This window comes from Streptomyces sp. BF23-19, from assembly GCF_041106355.1.
GTDB lineage: Bacteria > Actinomycetota > Actinomycetes > Streptomycetales > Streptomycetaceae > Streptomyces > Streptomyces virginiae_A.
Map to the genome: position 1 here is coordinate 1 of NZ_JBGBPT010000091.1, position 16315 is coordinate 16315.

Annotated in this window: 16 protein-coding genes and 1 tRNA gene; 12 read left to right on the top strand and 5 right to left on the bottom strand. The window is 73.0% G+C overall.

Annotation, left to right across the window (positions count from 1 at the left end):
* Window positions 1-192: 192 nt before the first annotated feature.
* The 7 genes from AB8A24_RS35750 to AB8A24_RS35780 all read left to right on the top strand — a co-directional run bounded on the left by AB8A24_RS35750 (window position 193) and on the right by AB8A24_RS35780 (window position 3964).
* The gene (locus AB8A24_RS35750; RefSeq protein WP_030727814.1) at window positions 193-627 is read left to right on the top strand and encodes a roadblock/LC7 domain-containing protein; all 435 of its coding nucleotides are present in this window, start codon (window positions 193-195) and stop codon (window positions 625-627) included.
* On the top strand, window positions 624-1037 hold the full coding sequence (locus AB8A24_RS35755) for a DUF742 domain-containing protein (protein WP_328960814.1): 414 nt from the start codon (window positions 624-626) through the stop codon (window positions 1035-1037). The genes AB8A24_RS35750 and AB8A24_RS35755 overlap by 4 nt, the downstream gene beginning before the upstream one ends.
* The gene (locus AB8A24_RS35760; RefSeq protein ID WP_328960813.1) at window positions 1015-1689 is read left to right on the top strand and encodes an ATP/GTP-binding protein; all 675 of its coding nucleotides are present in this window, start codon (window positions 1015-1017) and stop codon (window positions 1687-1689) included. Before AB8A24_RS35755 ends, AB8A24_RS35760 begins: the two co-directional genes overlap by 23 nt.
* Window positions 1686-2255, top strand: a complete 570-nt coding sequence (locus AB8A24_RS35765; RefSeq protein ID WP_328960812.1) for a GAF domain-containing protein — start codon at window positions 1686-1688, stop codon at window positions 2253-2255. Before AB8A24_RS35760 ends, AB8A24_RS35765 begins: the two co-directional genes overlap by 4 nt.
* Window positions 2256-2328: 73 nt before the next feature.
* Window positions 2329-2691 (top strand): MmcQ/YjbR family DNA-binding protein, encoded by a 363-nt coding sequence (locus tag AB8A24_RS35770; protein WP_328960811.1) that lies wholly within the window; start codon window positions 2329-2331, stop codon window positions 2689-2691.
* Window positions 2692-2922: 231 nt separating this feature from the next.
* Window positions 2923-2996, top strand: a tRNA-Pro gene (locus AB8A24_RS35775).
* Between the two features lie 236 nt (window positions 2997-3232).
* Window positions 3233-3964, top strand: a complete 732-nt coding sequence (locus AB8A24_RS35780; RefSeq protein ID WP_328960810.1) for a class I SAM-dependent methyltransferase — start codon at window positions 3233-3235, stop codon at window positions 3962-3964.
* A gap of 117 nt (window positions 3965-4081) precedes the next feature.
* Here AB8A24_RS35780 and AB8A24_RS35785 read toward each other — a convergent pair whose 3' ends face one another.
* Window positions 4082-4432, bottom strand: a complete 351-nt coding sequence (locus tag AB8A24_RS35785; RefSeq protein ID WP_266384529.1) for a hypothetical protein — start codon at window positions 4430-4432, stop codon at window positions 4082-4084.
* A 251-nt stretch (window positions 4433-4683) separates the two neighbouring features.
* The gene (locus AB8A24_RS35790) at window positions 4684-5481 is read right to left on the bottom strand and encodes a helix-turn-helix domain-containing protein (RefSeq protein ID WP_328960809.1); all 798 of its coding nucleotides are present in this window, start codon (window positions 5479-5481) and stop codon (window positions 4684-4686) included.
* Window positions 5482-6037: 556 nt separating this feature from the next.
* Between AB8A24_RS35790 and AB8A24_RS35795 the strand changes: the two genes are divergently transcribed.
* From AB8A24_RS35795 to AB8A24_RS35810, 4 genes are all read left to right on the top strand, one after another.
* Window positions 6038-7453, top strand: coding sequence for a phenylacetate--CoA ligase family protein (locus AB8A24_RS35795; RefSeq protein WP_369478583.1), 1416 nt, complete (start codon window positions 6038-6040; stop codon window positions 7451-7453).
* The gene (locus AB8A24_RS35800; protein WP_328960807.1) at window positions 7450-8373 is read left to right on the top strand and encodes a hypothetical protein; all 924 of its coding nucleotides are present in this window, start codon (window positions 7450-7452) and stop codon (window positions 8371-8373) included. Before AB8A24_RS35795 ends, AB8A24_RS35800 begins: the two co-directional genes overlap by 4 nt.
* An 83-nt stretch (window positions 8374-8456) precedes the next feature.
* Window positions 8457-10055: a phospholipase D family protein gene (locus AB8A24_RS35805; RefSeq protein WP_369478584.1), complete on the top strand. Its 1599-nt coding sequence runs from the start codon at window positions 8457-8459 to the stop codon at window positions 10053-10055.
* Between the two features lie 143 nt (window positions 10056-10198).
* Window positions 10199-11644, top strand: coding sequence for a glyceraldehyde-3-phosphate dehydrogenase (locus tag AB8A24_RS35810; RefSeq protein WP_266481405.1), 1446 nt, complete (start codon window positions 10199-10201; stop codon window positions 11642-11644).
* 4 nt (window positions 11645-11648) lie between these two features.
* Here AB8A24_RS35810 and AB8A24_RS35815 read toward each other — a convergent pair whose 3' ends face one another.
* Complete coding sequence (locus AB8A24_RS35815; protein WP_328960805.1) at window positions 11649-12929, bottom strand: MFS transporter; 1281 nt, start codon at window positions 12927-12929, stop codon at window positions 11649-11651.
* 100 nt (window positions 12930-13029) lie between these two features.
* On the opposite strand from AB8A24_RS35815, the gene AB8A24_RS35820 reads away from it, so the two are divergent.
* Window positions 13030-14028 (top strand): ArsR/SmtB family transcription factor, encoded by a 999-nt coding sequence (locus AB8A24_RS35820; RefSeq protein WP_369478585.1) that lies wholly within the window; start codon window positions 13030-13032, stop codon window positions 14026-14028.
* A 23-nt stretch (window positions 14029-14051) separates the two neighbouring features.
* Here AB8A24_RS35820 and AB8A24_RS35825 read toward each other — a convergent pair whose 3' ends face one another.
* Window positions 14052-15242, bottom strand: coding sequence for an MFS transporter (locus AB8A24_RS35825; protein WP_369478586.1), 1191 nt, complete (start codon window positions 15240-15242; stop codon window positions 14052-14054).
* 56 nt (window positions 15243-15298) lie between these two features.
* A complete protein-coding gene (locus tag AB8A24_RS35830; protein ID WP_369478587.1) occupies window positions 15299-16294 on the bottom strand; it encodes an NUDIX domain-containing protein in 996 nt (331 codons plus the stop codon).
* Between the last annotated feature and the right edge of the window lie 21 nt (window positions 16295-16315).

The following is a 16315-nucleotide window of genomic DNA, read 5'->3' on the forward strand; positions in this document are numbered from 1 at the left end:
TGCCGGTCAGCCCGAGCCCGCTCGTCCCGACACCGGTCACCCCGGCGCCGGTCACTCCGAGCCCGGTGACCCCGAGCAGCCGGTGCACGATCCGGGCCTGATGGCCGCCTTCCAACGAGGTTTCGGCCTCGCCCAGTCGGAGAACCAGGCATGACCCCGACCCCTCACCTCATCAGCAAGGAGCGCACCCCCATGGGCGGCGAAGTGGCGACGAAGACCGGCAGCCGGCTCTCCGACCTCGACTGGCTGCTCAGCGGCCTGGTGCAGCGCGTGCCGTACACGCGAAGCGCCGTACTCCTCACCGCCGACGGGCTCGTGACCTGCGTGCACGGACTGGACGCCGACAGCGCCGACCACTTGGCCGCCCTCGCCTCCGGGCTGTACTCCCTGGGCCGCAGCGCCGGCTCCCGCTTCGCGGACGGCGCCGAGGTCCGGCAGGTCGTGGTCGAACTCGACACGGCGCTCGTCTTCGTCTGCGCGGCCGGATCCGGCACCTGCCTGGCCGTCCTCGCCGACCGGGAGGCCGACGCCGGGGTGCTCGGCTACGAGATGGCGATGCTGGTCAAGAGCGTGCGTCCGTACCTCGCGGCCCCGCCGCGGCGGCCCGTCGCCGATGTGGAGCGATGAGGTCCCGCGGGACGGGGGCGTACGCGAAGGGGCGGGACACACCATGGCTCGACGACTCGGCGGGCCGCGTGATGCGCCCGTACACCGCCAGCGGGGGGCGGACCCGGCCGGGCTTCACGCTCGACCTGCTCTCGCTGGTGACCGCGACCGGGGTGCGGCCGCACGTCCCGCTCGGGGCGGAGCACACACTGGCGCTGCGGATGTGCGCGGGCGCCGCCGGGGTCACCGTCGCCGAGGTGGCCGGGCAGCTACGGCTGCCCGCGGTCGTGGTGAAGGTGCTGCTGTCCGACTTGATGGAACACGGGGCCGTCATGGCGCGGGCTCCGCGGTTCCCGGGCGGCGGCTCGTTCGCCGCCGACGACCGGTCCCTGCTCCTGGCGGTGCTCGATGGCCTACGTAAACGACTGTGACGCGCCCGCCCCCGCCCCAGCCCCCGCCGCCGCTCCCGGCCGGGCCACGGCCCCGGCTCCGGCGGCCGGGGCTCCGCCCGCGACCTTGAAGATCCTGGTCGCGGGCGGGTTCGGGGCGGGCAAGACCACCTTCGTGGGGGCGGTGAGCGAGATCGAACCGCTGAGCACGGAGGAACTCCTCAGCGGAGTCGGAGCCGGCTGCGACCCGCTGCACGGGGTCGAGGAGAAGACCACGACGACCGTCGCGCTCGACTTCGGCCGGATCACCCTGGACGAGCGCCATGTGCTCTACCTCTTCGGCACCCCGGGACAGCACCGCTTCTGGTTCCTCTGGGAGGAGCTGTGCGCGGGCGCGCTCGGGGCGGTGGTGCTCGCCGACACCCGCCGCCTGGCCGACTGCTTCCCCGCCGTGGACTTCTTCGAGCGGCGCGGGATCGGCTTCATCGTCGCCGTCAACGAGTTCGACGGCGGTCACCGCTACGGGCCCGACGAGGTCCGCGAGGCGGTGGGGCTCGGGCCCGAGGTCCCCGTCGTACGGTGCGACGCGCGCCTCGCGAGCTCCGGGACGGGGGCGCTGGCCGCCCTCGTCCGCCACCTGTTGTGCATGTCCGCAGTCAGCTCTTCGTCCTCGGAGTCGGGGGAACGGCCATGACGTACTACGAATCGACCGGACACCTGCTGCTCACGCCGGTGGACCGGGAGGCACCCGCACGCGCCGTCCGGCTGCGCGAGCTGGGTCTGGGTGAGCGTACGGACGCCGAGCTGGACGCCTTCGCGCGGCGCGTCGCCGACGCGCTCGGCGCACCGCACGCGGGGGTCAACTTCGTCGGCGAGGAACGCCAGTTCTTCGCCGGGCTGCACCATGGCGCCGAGGCCCCGGCGAGCGGCTACCCGGCGCGGGTGCTGGCCCGGGACCACGGCTACTGCCCGCACGTGGTGGTGCGGCGGCGGGCGCTGGTCCTGGAGGACGTACGGGACTTCGCGCGCTTCGCGGGCAACGCGGTGGTGGACGAGAGCGGAGTGCGCTCGTACGTGGGCGCACCGCTGACGGATCGGCGCGGGATCGTCCTGGGCACGGTGTGCGCGGTGGACGTGGTGCCCCGGCGCTGGGGGACGGAGGGACTCGCCACGGTGAAAGCGCTGGCGGCGGAGCTGGTGGCGCTGGTGCACGAGCGGGAGGACCGGGCGCAGGCCGCGGGGGAGGACCGGCGGGGGTGAGCGGGATTGTCGGTGGTGGGCGCTACGGTCGCCGGACAAGGGTTCACCGGTGGCTGGAGAAGGAGTCTTGGGGATGGCCACGACCGCGCAGGACGTCCGCCTGATCGCACTGTCCCTCCCGGACAGCACGGAGAAGCCGGCCTGGGGCATGCCGACCTTCCGGGTGGGCGGGAAGATCTTCGTCTCGCTCGCCGACGACGACACCTCGATCGGCGTGAAGTGCCCCAAGGAGGAGCGGGCGGAGCTGATCGCGGCGGAGCCCGAGAAGTTCTTCCTGCGCACCGGACACGACGACAACTACGCCTGGATCCGGGTCCGGCTCGCGGCGCTGCGGAGTGCGGAGGAGCTGCGCTCCATCCTGATCGACTCCTGGCTCCAAGCGGCCCCCGAACGCCTGATCGCCGCGCATCCGGAACTGACCGACCGCGCCTGCTGAGCGGCCGGAATCGGACGATCCGCAGCCGGATCGGTCACGGTTCGAGGAAGGAGCATGGCGATTGGTCCGTTCTGCGGCATTCGTCGATTCGAGGCGGGAACACAGGCGCAGGCACCCGTGGACGTGGTCGACGCGGAACCGGGGGCGGAAAAGGTGCGCGCGACCACCCCATGAAGTGCGGTATCGTTCTCCTGCGCGTTCAACCAGGGGAAAGCCCAGGTCAGCGCGCATCGGGACGTGGCGCAGCTTGGTAGCGCACTTGACTGGGGGTCAAGGGGTCGCAGGTTCAAATCCTGTCGTCCCGACTGTGCTTTACGCACGTCGGAGGCCGTTCTCTCATCCATGGGAGAGCGGCCTTTCGTGCGTCCTGGGAGGCGTGGGGGAGTCGGGTACGCGCCGATCCGGTGCCGGTGGGTGTTCCTGCGGCCGCGACGCCGGCGCGGCAGGATGGCCCCGGGAGTGCTGTCTTCCGGAGAGGTACGGGCCGATGTGGGTGGCTGGTGAGGCGTACGAGCCGTATGTGGGGCGGTGGAGCCGCTTGGTGGCACGCCGCTTCGTTCGCCTGCTGGATGCGGCCCCCGGGGGCAGCTGGCGCGATATCGGGTGCGGCACGGGTGCGGTGACGCGGGCCGTGCTGGATCTGGCCGAACCGGAGAGCGTCGTCGGCATCGATCCGTCCGCCGGCTACGTGCAGTACGCACGGAGGAACATCACCGACGCGCGGGCGCGGTTCGTCCTGGCCGACGCCGTGAACCTGCCCTTCGCCGACGCCACGGCATCGGTCGCCGTCAGCGGGCTCGTGCTGAACTTCGTACCGGACGCACCCCGGGCGGCGGCCGAGATGACGCGGGCGGTCCGGCCCGGGGGACTGGTGGGGGCGTACGTCTGGGACTTCGAGGAAGGAGGCATGGAGGCCATCCGTGCCTTCTGGGACGCCGCGTCCGCCCTGGACCCCGCCGCCCGGGACCTGGACGAGGCCGTCAGGTTTCCGCTGTGCGGACGGGCGCCGCTGCGGGAGCTGCTGGTCGGGGCGGGGCTCGAGGACGTCGAGGTGGAGGCGATCGGCGTGCCCACCCGCTTCTCGGGTTTCGACGACTACTGGGAGCCGTTCCTGGGCGGGCAGGGGCCCGCGCCCGCCTACGTGGCCTCCCTGCCGCGGGAGCGTCGCGTGGAGCTGCGCGAGCGGCTGCGGTCGGCACTGCCCCGGGCCGCGGACGGCTCGATTCCGCTGCACGCGCGGGCCTGGGCCGCACGGGGCAGGCGCACGGCATGACCGAAGGGCCGCTGCGGAGCGATCCGAAGCGGCCCCTCGACATGGTGCGCCCTGCCGGGATGTCCGCGGCCCAGGTCGTCCCTTCCGCGTCTCGCCGGGTCCGGCAGACGACTGAGGTCAGACGGTCATGCTCGCGTCGGCCTCCCGTTGCATGCCCGCGCACAGCGCCCAGACGACGAACAGGTTGATGGCGATCAGGATGATGGCCCACCACGGGTAGTACGGCAGCCAGAGGAAGTTGGCGATCACGCCGAGGCTTGCGATGGCCACGCCCAGGAAGCGTGCCCACAGGGCTCCGGTGAACACCGCGCAGCCGGAGAGGACGAGGGCGATGCCCACGATCAGGTGAACCCAGCCCCAGCCCGTCAGGCTGAACTCGAACACGTAGTGCCGCGTCACGGCGAACAGGTCGTCCTTGGCGAGGGCGGCGATCCCCTCGAGGATCGCCATGGCGCCCGCGACGACCATCAGGACGCCCGCTGTGAGAGTCGTACCCGATGTGGGCGCATGCCAGTCGCTGGGCGGCGACGAGCTGGTCCGGGGTCTGCTGGCGTCACTGGCCATGTCGGTCTCCTCGGTGGCAGAGCCGCTCCGGCGCACCGGAGTCGGCGTTCCCCCGATTCAGCGTGGCACGGTCACCCTCCGTCGGCACTCCGGCCCCGGTCGAGGGGGGGCCGTTCCGGAGGAATCCGGGACGGCCCCCCTCGCTTTCCGGGCGCCTACGGGTGCGGACCCGCCAGGACGGGATGCGGGGCGCGGGGACCCGGTGGGCGGGCGGGCGACTCGCGGTGGGGCCGGGCCGCGGCGGCGGGCCGCCGGGACAGGTTCGCGCTGATCATCGCCGCCGCCCGGGACACGGACTCGCCCAGCGGCGCGATCTGCCGGGGGTCGAGGGCGGTCGCCGCCACGGCGGCGACCACCTGCCCGGACGCGGACAGTATCGGCGCCGACACGCACGAGAGCGTACTCACGCACTGCCCGTACTCGAAGGCGAGCCCCCGCTCCCTGGCCTGCGCGACCTCGCGGGCCCAGGCGGCCGCCGTCCGACCCTCGGGCGGGTCACCGGCCGGGGCGGAGGCCGCCAGGATCAGCTCGGCCGCGCTCCCGGGCGGCAGTACGAGGCCCGACCTCAGCGGAAACACGTCGTCCACCTCGCCGCGCAGACCCGCGACGACGATCGTCCGTCCCGCCTCCGCCACCGACAGGCTGAGACTCAGCCGGCCGTTCGCCGAGGCCAGCTCGCGCAGCGGCCTTGCCGATGCCGCGCGGAGCGCCCGCGCCGGGTGCCACGCCTGGCCCAGGCGGAAGGCCCGCGCCCCGAGACGGTAGCGACCGGACCGACTCTGCACCGCGCCCAGCGCGACCAGCTGCCCCAGCAACCGGTGCGCGGTGGCCTTCGGCAGCTCCGCGTCGCCGGCCAGGCGGGTCAGCCCGACCTCCTCGCCCTCCGCGAGCACCTCCATCAACGCGAAAGCGCCTTCCAGTACGCCCCGCCCCTCTGTGCCGGATCTGGCCATGGGCGGTCCCCCTTTCACGCCTGGCCCCATCGGTCGGACGGAGCCAGAACTCCCCGTTCGTACCGGCTCGTTGGAGGAATCGGTGGTGTCGTCCCCCGTTCACCGGTCCGTTGAATGGACCAGATCATTGCCCGTGTGTTGCGAACGCGCCATTGTGTGCTCGTCCAAGTGACGGAACGTTACGGCGACTTCAGAGGAGCCCGAGGGACCGTCCGCCCGGAACGAACAAGGAGGATCCGATGAGTGCGATCAAGACGAGCGCCAAGCAGTTCAAGTACGTCATGGGCGCCATGACGGCGGTCTTCTTCTCCACCTGTTCCGCCAGCTGACGAAGAAGTGAGGGGTGGGGGCGGCGCGTCGCTCCCACCCCTTCGCCACCTCCTAGGGGGTGTCGTGCCGGTCAGGGCGGGCTCGCGGTGGCCGGCACCGCGCCTCGCCGCGTTGTCCTCGGTCGGCGACGCTCCGCGTCGCCTCCCTCGTCCGCCTTGCGATACACGGCACCGACCACCGCTCGCTGATCCGCCCTGATCGACAAGACACCCCCTAGGAGGTACGCATGCTGGAGACCGGTGTCCGCCAGGTACGGGTGGCCATGGCGATGGTGTTCGGCCGGCGGTTGAACGTACGGGCCGTCGAGCGACTGGTCGCCGACGCCCTCCTCACGCTGGAGGAGTTCGGGTCGCTGGGCGACGACGTCGACGAACTGGCCGACGGCCCCTTCGCCGATCCCGACGAGCGCCGGGACCTGCAGGACCGTGCGCTCCGGCGGACCGTGCGCCGGCTCGCCAAGAGGTCCCCGTTCTACCGGGAGCGGCTCGCCGGCATCGATCTCGACGGCGTGACCGTCGAGACGCTCACCCGGATCCCGGTGACCCGCAAGGCCGACCTCATCGCACGCCCCGCCGACTTCCTGTGCGGTGCCCCCTACCTGGCGACCCAGACGACCGGCACCACCGGCCGCCCCGTGCAGATCTGGCTCTCCCGCTACGAGATGGAGCTGTGGCCCGCACTGATCGCCCTGTCCCTGGTGCTGCGCGGCGACCTCGGGCCCGGCGACCGGATGCAGATCAACCTCAGCTCCCGGGCGACGGCCGCCGTGCAGGAGGACGTGGAGGTGTGCCGGCTCGCCAACGCCTCCTGCCACGTCGTGGGGCAGATCCCGCCGGACGAGTCCGTCGAGCACCTGCTCGGCGCGGGCGGCGGCACCCGGCCCACGATCCTCACCGGCAACCCCAGCTACCTCGGGCAGATGGTCACCGCCGCCCGGCAACGCGGCTACGGACCGGAGGACTTCGCGCTGCGCGCGATCTACGCCGGCGGAGAGATGCTGTCGCGGAGCCTGTCGGACGCCCTGCGCGAGACCTTCGGTGCCAGGACCGTGGGCGACGCCTTCGGCATGACCGAACTGCTCCCGGTCGGCGGCCGCACCTGCGGCGAGCGGCACCTCCACATCGACCCCAACATGGGCTACACCGAAGTCCTCGACCTGGAGACCGGCGAGCCCGCCGCCCCCGGTCGGCTCGGCGAACTGACGATCACCCCCTACTTCCCCTACCGGGAGTGCATGCCGGTCCTGCGCTACAGCACCGGTGACGTGGTCCGCACCCTGGAGGGCGAGCCCGACTGCGAACTGGCCGCCGTGCCCGCCGTCTCCCACATCCTCGGCAAGGCCGGCGCACTGCACCGCACCACCGAGGGCATCGTGACCCCGCGCGACATCGTGGAGGCGCTGGACGGCACCCCCGGCCTGCCGTTCCCCCTCCGCCACCGGGCGGAGGTCGGGGCCGACGGCCGGCTCCACGTGGAGGTCGCCTCCAAGGAGGTCACCGAGGCGGAGGTGACCGAGCGGCTGCTGGCCCGGGCCGTCGACGCCCGCGTCACGGTCCTGCCGGTGGACGAGGAGGAGGCCGCGCGTCTCTTCCCCCTCCGCTGCGACCTGCTGGAGCACACCTTCACCCGGAGCCACGCATGAGCGTCTTCTTCCAGCTCGCGGTCACCATGGTCCTTGCGGTCGGTGTGTCCGCCGGGGCGATCGCCTACTTCCGTGCCGTGCGCACGCCGAGGCCGCCCGTCGGTGTCTTCAACGGCAGCGACATCTTCATGATGATGGGCTTCGTCCTGGCACTGCCGTACATCTACCTGACGCTGCCCGGAGCGGTCCTGCCGGTGGTGCTCGCCCTCGTCTTCGCGGGCGGACTGTCCGTCGGCTACCAGCCCGTGATCGGGAACGGTCGACTGCGCTGGGCGCTGATCGCCGTACTGATCGCGAGCGTGCTCGTCTGCCACGTGGCCTTCGGCGAGACCGCGCCGCCGTACTGGGTGGCGAACAGTGTCGTCGTCGCGCTGATCGTGGTCTCCGCCACGAACCTCAACGTGCAGGGCGGCATGCGGCTGAAGAACGTCGCGTGGTTCCTGCTCGCGCTCACCGCGTACGACGCCTTCTTCGCCTGGGTCGTACCGCTGACCCAGGAGCTGTCCGACGCCGTCCAGGGGTATCCGTACGCCCCCGCCGCGGGCCTGCGCATCGGCGAGGACCTGGGGGCGGTGGTCGGCATGGGCGACCTGCTGGCGTACGCACTGTTCACCACCACCGCCTACAAGGCGTACGGGACGCGGGGGCTGCGGACCGGGATGGCGCTGGTCACCCTCTTCGGCGCGGTGGCTCCGGTCGCCACGCTGCACCTCATCGCCGCGGTCACCGATCACGCGCCGACCCTCGTCCCGGCCCAGGTGTTCTTCGGTCCGGCGGCCTTCCTCGGCTACCGCTACCTGCGGCGGAGCGGCCCGGAGCGGCGGATGGCCGACGTGCCCCACCGCGGGACCGCCACACCCCCCGGGGCGGCCGCCCGGCCGGGCCGGGCCCGTGGGGCCGCGGCCGAACCGGTGCGCTGAGGGGTCGCCTCCGAGGGGCCGCGCCCCGGGGACGCGGCTAGCCTGGGACTGCGGTACTCCAGCGCGATCGGAGGGCCGGGGCGATGACCCGTGCGGACTGGCTTCTGGAACCCGGTGAACGGGGCAATCCGGCGACGCGCCTGGACCGGCGCCGCCCGGACGGCGCGGCCTGGTCCCGGGGGAACCACGTACGCCCCCTGGTCCACGGAGCCGTGTACTTCGCGGAGCTCCTGGCGGCCGTCCGCGCGATGGGGCCGGGCGATCTGCTGCTGTTCACCGACTGGCGCGGCGACCCCGACGAGCGGCTCGACGGACCCGGCACCGAGATCGGCTCGGTCCTGTGCCGGGCGGCCGAGCGCGGCGTCGTCGTCAAGGGCCTGCTGTGGCGTTCCCACCTGGACGGTCTTCACTTCAGCCAAGAAGAGAACCTCCGCTTCGGCGCGGAGATCGCCCGGGCCGGCGGGGAGTGCCTGCTCGACATGCGCGTCCGTCCGGGCGGCTCCCACCACCAGAAACTGGTGGTGCTGCGCCATCGCGGGCGTCCGGAGCTGGACGTGGCCTACGTCGGCGGGATCGACCTGTGTCGCAACCGCAACGACGACGCCTCGCACCGCGGTGACCGTCAGTCGCTGCCCCTGGCCGCCGCCTACGGCCCCCACCCGCCGTGGCACGACGTCCAGCTCGCCCTGCGCGGGCCGGTCGTGGGCGACGTCGAGGCCGTCTTCCGCGAACGGTGGGAGGATCCGGCTCCGCTCAGCCGGAGCCCGCTCACCCGCCTGCGGGAGCTGGCGCACCGCGAAGACGTCAGCGCGGACCGGCTGCCGGCGCAGACACCCGATCCGCAGGTCTGCGGCGCGCACACCGTCCAGCTGCTGCGGACCTATCCGAACCGGCTGCTGCGCGGCTACCCCTTCGCCCCTGACGGGGAGCGCAGCATCGCGCGGGGGTACACCAAGGCACTGCGGCGGGCCCGGGCGCTGATCTACCTGGAGGACCAGTACCTGTGGTCCCCCCGGGTGGTGGAGTCCTTCGCCCGGGCGCTGAGCCGGCACCCGGGGCTGCGGCTGATCGGGGTCGTGCCCAGCGTCCCGGAGCAGGCCGGCCGGCTCACGCTGCCCATGAACCTGATCGGACGGATCAAGGCCCTGGACGCGCTGCTCCGGGCCGGCGGCGACCGGGTCGCGGTGTACGGGCCGGAGAACGTGGCCGGAACCCCGATCTACGTCCATGCCAAGGTGTGCGTGATCGACGACGTGTGGGCCTCGGTCGGCTCCGACAACATCAACCTCCGTTCGTGGACGCACGATTCCGAGCTGGGCTGCGCGGTGTACGACGAGTGTCCGGACCCGCGGGCGCCGGCCGACCCGGGAGGTCTCGGGGACGGGGCGCGGGCCTTCGCCCGGGAGCTGCGCCTGGAGCTCATGCGCGAACACATCGAGGCCGGGGCGGCGGACGAGCTGTGCGACCCGGTGGCGGCGTTCGACGCCTTCGCCGAGAGCGCGGCGGTCCTGGACGCGTGGCACGCGGGCGCCCGCCGTGGTCCCCGGCCGCCCGGCCGGCTGCGCCGCTACGTCCCGCCGGACCTGGCCGTGACACGGCGGATGCTCGCGGCGCCCCTGCACCACGTGCTGGTCGACCCGGACGGCCGCCCGCTCGGCATGAGGCTCCGCGGCAGGTTCTGAGACACCTTCCGGCGGCAAACCATTGAAAAAACGTACAAATTCATGTCACATAGTGCCCGTTCCCGGCACGGTGGGTACCGCTTAAGTGACCAAAATGGCGGCGGGTTAGCATATGAGCACCGCCTAGCTCGAAAGATAATCCTGTGACTGTCAATGAGGACTCGTTCACCAGCTGGAAGAACCGCGAGGAGATCGCGGAGTCGATGATCCCGATCATCGGGAAGCTGCACCGGGAGCGGGACGTCACGATCCTGCTCCACAGCCGCTCCCTGGTGAACAAGTCGGTGGTCAGCATCCTCAAGACCCACCGATTCGCCCGGCAGATAGCCGGTGAGGAGCTGTCGGTCACCGAGACGCTGCCGTTCCTGCAGGTGCTCACCACGCTCGATCTCGGCCCGTCCCAGATCGACATCGGCATGCTCGCCGCGGAGTACAAGAGCGACGACCGCGGCCTCTCGGTGGCCGAGTTCACCGCCGAGGCCGTCGCCGGTGCCACCGGCGCCAACAAGATCGAGCGCGGCGACGGCCGCGACGTCGTCCTGTACGGCTTCGGCCGCATCGGCCGCCTCGTCGCCCGCCTGCTGATCGAGAAGGCCGGCTCCGGCAACGGCCTGCGCCTGCGCGCCATCGTCGTCCGTCAGGGCGGCGACCAGGACATCGTCAAGCGCGCCTCGCTGCTGCGCCGCGACTCGATCCACGGCCAGTTCCAGGGCACGATCACCGTCGACGAGGCGAACAGCACGATCATCGCCAACGGCAACACCATCAAGGTGATCTACGCGAACGACCCGTCCGAGGTGGACTACACCGAGCACGGCATCAAGGACGCCATCCTCATCGACAACACGGGCAAGTGGCGCGACCGTGAGGGCCTGTCCAAGCACCTGCGCCCCGGCATCGACAAGGTCGTGCTGACGGCTCCGGGCAAGGGCGACGTCCCGAACATCGTCCACGGCGTCAACCACGACACCATCAAGCCGGACGAGCAGATCCTGTCCTGCGCCTCCTGCACCACCAACGCGATCGTCCCGCCGCTCAAGGCCATGGACGACGAGTACGGTGTCCTGCGCGGTCACGTGGAGACCGTCCACTCGTTCACGAACGACCAGAACCTGCTGGACAACTACCACAAGGCCGACCGTCGTGGCCGCTCCGCGCCGCTCAACATGGTCATCACCGAGACCGGTGCCGCCTCGGCCGTCGCCAAGGCGCTGCCCGACCTGAAGGCGCCGATCACCGGCAGCTCGATCCGCGTCCCCGTCCCGGACGTCTCGATCGCCATCCTGAGCCTGCGCCTGGGCCGTGAGACCACCCGCGACGAGGTCCTCGACTACCTCCGCGACGTCTCGCTGCACTCGCCGCTCAAGCGCCAGATCGACTTCACCACGGCTCCCGACGCGGTCTCCATGGACTTCGTCGGTTCGCGCCACTCCTCGATCGTCGACGCGGGCGCCACCAAGGTGGACGGCGACAACGCCATCCTCTACCTCTGGTACGACAACGAGTTCGGCTACTCCTGCCAGGTCATCCGTGTGGTCCAGCACGTGTCCGGCGTCGAGTACCCGACCTACCCGGTTCCGGCGGTCTGATCCGTCAGAACGCTCGCCGTCCGACCGGCTGCTTCGACAGGCGGGGTGATGGTGGGAGGGCGACCGATGCCGACGCGCATCGATCGCCCCGCCCGCCGTCCCCCGCCTGTCGTGCGTCCCGCCCCGGTCCGCGCGACGCCACGAGATGGCGGGCGAGCGCGATCCCGGCCAGCACGGCCACGAGCACGCACACGCCCGGCCAGCCCGTTCCGCCGTAGATCCGCACGCCGAGCCAGGACCCGCCGCTGCCGCCCAGGTACGCGCAGGTCATGTAGGCCGTGTTGAGCCGGCTGCGGGCATCGGGGCGCAGGGCGTACACCCGGGCCTGGTTGGCGAGCATGCCGGACTGCATCGAGATGTCGAGCAGCAGCGTGCCGGCCACCAGCGCCGGCGGACCCGCCGGCCCACCGCCGGCGCCCACGGCGAGGACCGCGGCCGACAGCAGCACCCCGAGCAGGCAGCCGAGGTTCACCCGGTCCGGTCCCACGCGGTCCACCAGCCGCCCCGCGTACGGGGTGCACAGCATGGTCACCGCGCCCACCAGGGCGAGCATCCCCACCGCATGGGCGCCCAGGCCGTACACCGGGCCGGTGAGCAGCAGAGCCAGGCAGGTCCAGACCGCCGAGAAGCCGCCGAAGACCGTCGCCTGGTAGAGGCAGGAGCGGCGCAGTTCCGGCTCGGCGCGCAGCAGACGCAGCGGCTCGGCCAGCAAGGCCGCGTACGGCTGCCGCGAGGCCGGGGCGGTGACCGGCAGGGTGCGGGCCAGGACGGCCGCGAGCAGCAGGGCCACGGCTCCGGCCGCCAGGTACGGGGCCCGCCACCCCAGCCATTCGCCCAGCGTCCCGCCGAAGGTGCGGGCCAGCAGCATGCCGCCGGTCGAACCGCTCAGCAGGGTGCCCAGTACGGCTCCCCGGCGGTCGGCGGCCACCAGGCCGGCCGCCAGCGGACCGATGACCTGCGCGGCCACGGTGGTCACCCCGACGACGGCCGCCGCGGCGATCAGCGGGGCCAGCCCCGGAGCGCAGCCCGCGACCAGCAGACCGACGCCGGTGAGGGCGAGCAGGGTGACGAGGAACGGGCGGTGCGGCAGCCGGTCGCCGAGCGGCACCAGCAGGAAGATCCCCGCCGTGTAGCCGATCTGGATCGCGCTCACCACGAGGGCGGCGGAGCCGGGCGACTCGTGCAGGGCCGCGCCGACCAGGGGGCTGACGGCCTGCGGGAAGTAGACGGTACCCACGCCGACGGCGCAGGTCAGGGTGAGGAGCAGGAGCAATCGGCGGCTCATCGCGGACGACCGGTGAACGGTCCGCGACGCCAGGGGACTTGTCATGGGGGGAGTCCACGGCACGTCCGCCCCCGCGCCAATGGATGTAGCGTATGGCTCAATGATCAGCTTCGAACTCGGCGTCGAGGACCTCGCCGACACCCGATTCGCCCTGTCGCCCCTGTACGAGACCGTGCTCAGCCTGCGCGTGCTGCGCGAGCCGGGCCTGTCCGCCCTCCACCTCCCGTGGCGCCGACAGGTCCTCGGCGCACTCGCCGAGCTCGACGGGCTCGACACCGAACTGCTGATGTCCGTGGTCGCGGTCCGGCGCACCCTGCCCGACTTCCTGACCCCGAGGCCCGCGAGCTTCGCCCCCTCCTTCGAGGACGAACTGGCCACCGTCCGCCGCACACCCCCCGACCTGGTCCGCCGCGATCTGTCGGCCGCGCACGAGCCCGACCCGCTCCCCGCCCCGCTGGCCGCCGCCCTCGCCCCCGGGGACGGCCCCGTCCTCGCCCTCCGCGACGCCCTCTGCGCGGTCCTGCACCGGTACTGGGAGGCCGCCGTCCGGCCGATGTGGCCGCGGATGCGCCTCCTGCTGGAGGCCGACATGACCTACCGCGCGCGCCGGCTGGCCATGGGCGGGGCCCGCCTGCTCTTCGCCGACATGCACCCGAACCTGCGCTGGCAGGGCGGCGTGCTGCACATCGGGCAGATGATCAGCCGGCACCGCGTCGTGGCCTCCGGCCGCGGGCTGCTCCTCGTACCGTCCGTGTTCGCGCACAAGCCCGCACCGCCGGTCAGCCCGGAGGAAGCACCGACGCTGGCGTACCCGAGCCGCGGTGTGGCCACGCTGTGGGTGCGCGAGCCCGTCGCCGACACGGCCGCCCTGGTGTCCCTGGTCGGCGCGCCCAAGGCGAGACTGCTCGGCCTGCTCGACGAGCCACTGCCCACGGTCGAGCTCGCCCGGCGCCTCGGGGTCACCGCGAGCGCCGTCTCCCAGCACCTGGGCGTGTTGTACGCCACCGGCCTCGTCTCCCGGGCGCGCCATGGACGGCAGGTCCTGTACCGCCGCAGCCCCCTCGGGGATCGGCTGACCGGCGGCGCGCACCCGGCGTGAGCCGCGGCGGCCACGGGCGCGCCTCAGGCGTGGGCCCGCGCCGGTCGGCGCAGCAGGTACCCGGCCGCGGCCACGACCAGTACGGCCATGCAGGCGATGAACACGAGCCCGGCGCCCTCCAGACCGATCGGGCCCACCAGCAGCCCCACCCCGATCACCGGCAGCGAGATGCCCGTGTACGCCACCACGAACAGCATCGAGATCACCGCCGCCCGGCGGTCCGGCGGCGAGGCCGCGGCCACCGCGGACAGTGCCCCGCGGAACGCCAGGCCCTGTCCGACCCCGCCGACCACGGCGCTCGCCACCACCAGCGCCAGCAGGTCCCACCACAGCGCGCCCGCGAGCAGCGCCAGCCCGGCGAGCAGCCCGGCGCAGCCGAGCGGCAGCGACCGGGCCACCCCGATCCGGCCGACCGCCAGTTGCCCGGCGGTCGAGGCGAAGAAGGCCAGCGCGACGATCAGCCCGCTCACCGCGTGGTTGTGCACGTCCAGGGACTCGGCGAGGAAGGCGGGGCTGACCGAGGTGAACACCCCGAACAGCGCGAAGCCGACGAAGGAGGCGATCGCCGCGGGCGCGAACACGGACCGCACCTGCGGGGGCAGGCCGGGCCGCTGCGGTCGTACGGTGCTCAGCGGCTGCCGGTCCCGCACGGTCTCGGGGAGCCGCGCCAGGACGACGGCCGAGACGGCCACCAGCGCGAGGTGCACGACGAACGGCAGGTACAGCGGCCAGGCGGCGTACTGCGCGAGCACTCCGGCCAGCAGCGGGCCGCAGCCCAGCCCGCCCATGTTGGCGGCCGTCGCCACGAAGGTGGCCCGTGAGGCGCTGTCCTTCGGGGCCAGTTCCAGCACGTAGGCCGTGGCGGCCCCGGTGAACAGTCCGGCGGACAGTCCCGACAGCAGCCGGCCCGCGTACAGCCAGCCCATGCCGGTGGCGCACAGGAAGCAGACGGCGCTGGCGGCCGAGAAGGCCAGGCCGGCCATCAGCACGGGCCGCCTGCCGACGGTGTCCGAGGCGTTGCCCGCCAGCAGCAGTACGCCGATCACCCCGAAGGCGTACACGGCGTACACGACGGTCACCATCAGCTCGGAGAAACCGAACTTCTCCTGGTAGAGCCCGTACAGGGGGGTGGGCAGTGTGGTGCCCGCCATGCACACGGCGAACACCGCCCCGCCGAGCAGGCACTGGCGCCACCGCCGGCGATCACCGTCCATGCCGCCGACGGTAACCCCGCCGCCGCGGCTCGGCACGGCGGCGACCGGGCCATCGGTCAGGGGCGGCCCGCGTGGAGTTCCAGCGGGCCGGCGCCCGTGGCGCGGGCGGTCAGGCAGGCGGTGATCTGGCGGCGCAGGGCGGGTTTGACCAGGCCGGGGAGCTCCGCGGGGGTGACGGTGCGCCACTGGAGCAGCTCGGTCGGGTCCAGCCGGATGCGGGCGAGGACGGAAGCGTCGAGGACACCGCCGTCGTAGAGGAAGCGGATACGGGCCGGACGGCCGGGCTTGTGGGCCCAGTTCACGGCGAGCAGCCGGCCCGGGGCGAGGTCCAACCCCAGCTCCTCGTGGACCTCCCGCCGGGCGGCGGCGCGCGGGATCTCGCCGAGGTCGCTGTCGATGCCGCCGCCCGGCAGGTTCCAGCGGTCGGACCGGCCGTACGCGGGCTGCACCAGCAGGATCCGGCCGTCGGAGCCGGTGAACAGCACGCTCGCCGAGGTCACCGCCTTGGGGCGGCTGGCCCGGTGGCCGGCCGGGTCGAGGGTGCCCGAGTGCTCCAGGGCGACGCGCCGGGCCGGGTCCAGCCCGGCCGGGGAGCCGGGCTGGGGCTCCCCGTCGACGAGATGGGCGAAGGAGCCGGCGTGCAGGGCGGCCAGCGCGGCGCGCAGCCGAGGCGCGACGGGGGCGGGCAGCAGCGCACAGGCCGCCTCCGGCGGGAGCCAGCGCGCCTCGGTGCCCTCCCCGCCGGGGACGGAGATCGCCGCCGCCTCCAGCGGTGGGAGCGGGCCGACGAGATGGAGGTGCACGATCAGGGAGCGGCCGGTCGGACCGGGCGGCCGGGAGTCCACCGCCAGCAGCCGGCCGGCCCGCCGGGCGAGGCCCAGCCCCTGACGCAACGCGCGGGCCAGCCCTTCCTCCGGGGTCTCGGTGCCCTCGACCACGCCGCCCGGAAGCCCCGGTTCCGTCCGGCCGGGGGTGGTCAGTACGAGGACCCGCCCGCGCGTGTCCAGGACGACCCCGGCGGCGGTCACGAGCGGGGAGGGACGGTCGGGCACGGCGGGCTCCTGAGGATCGGG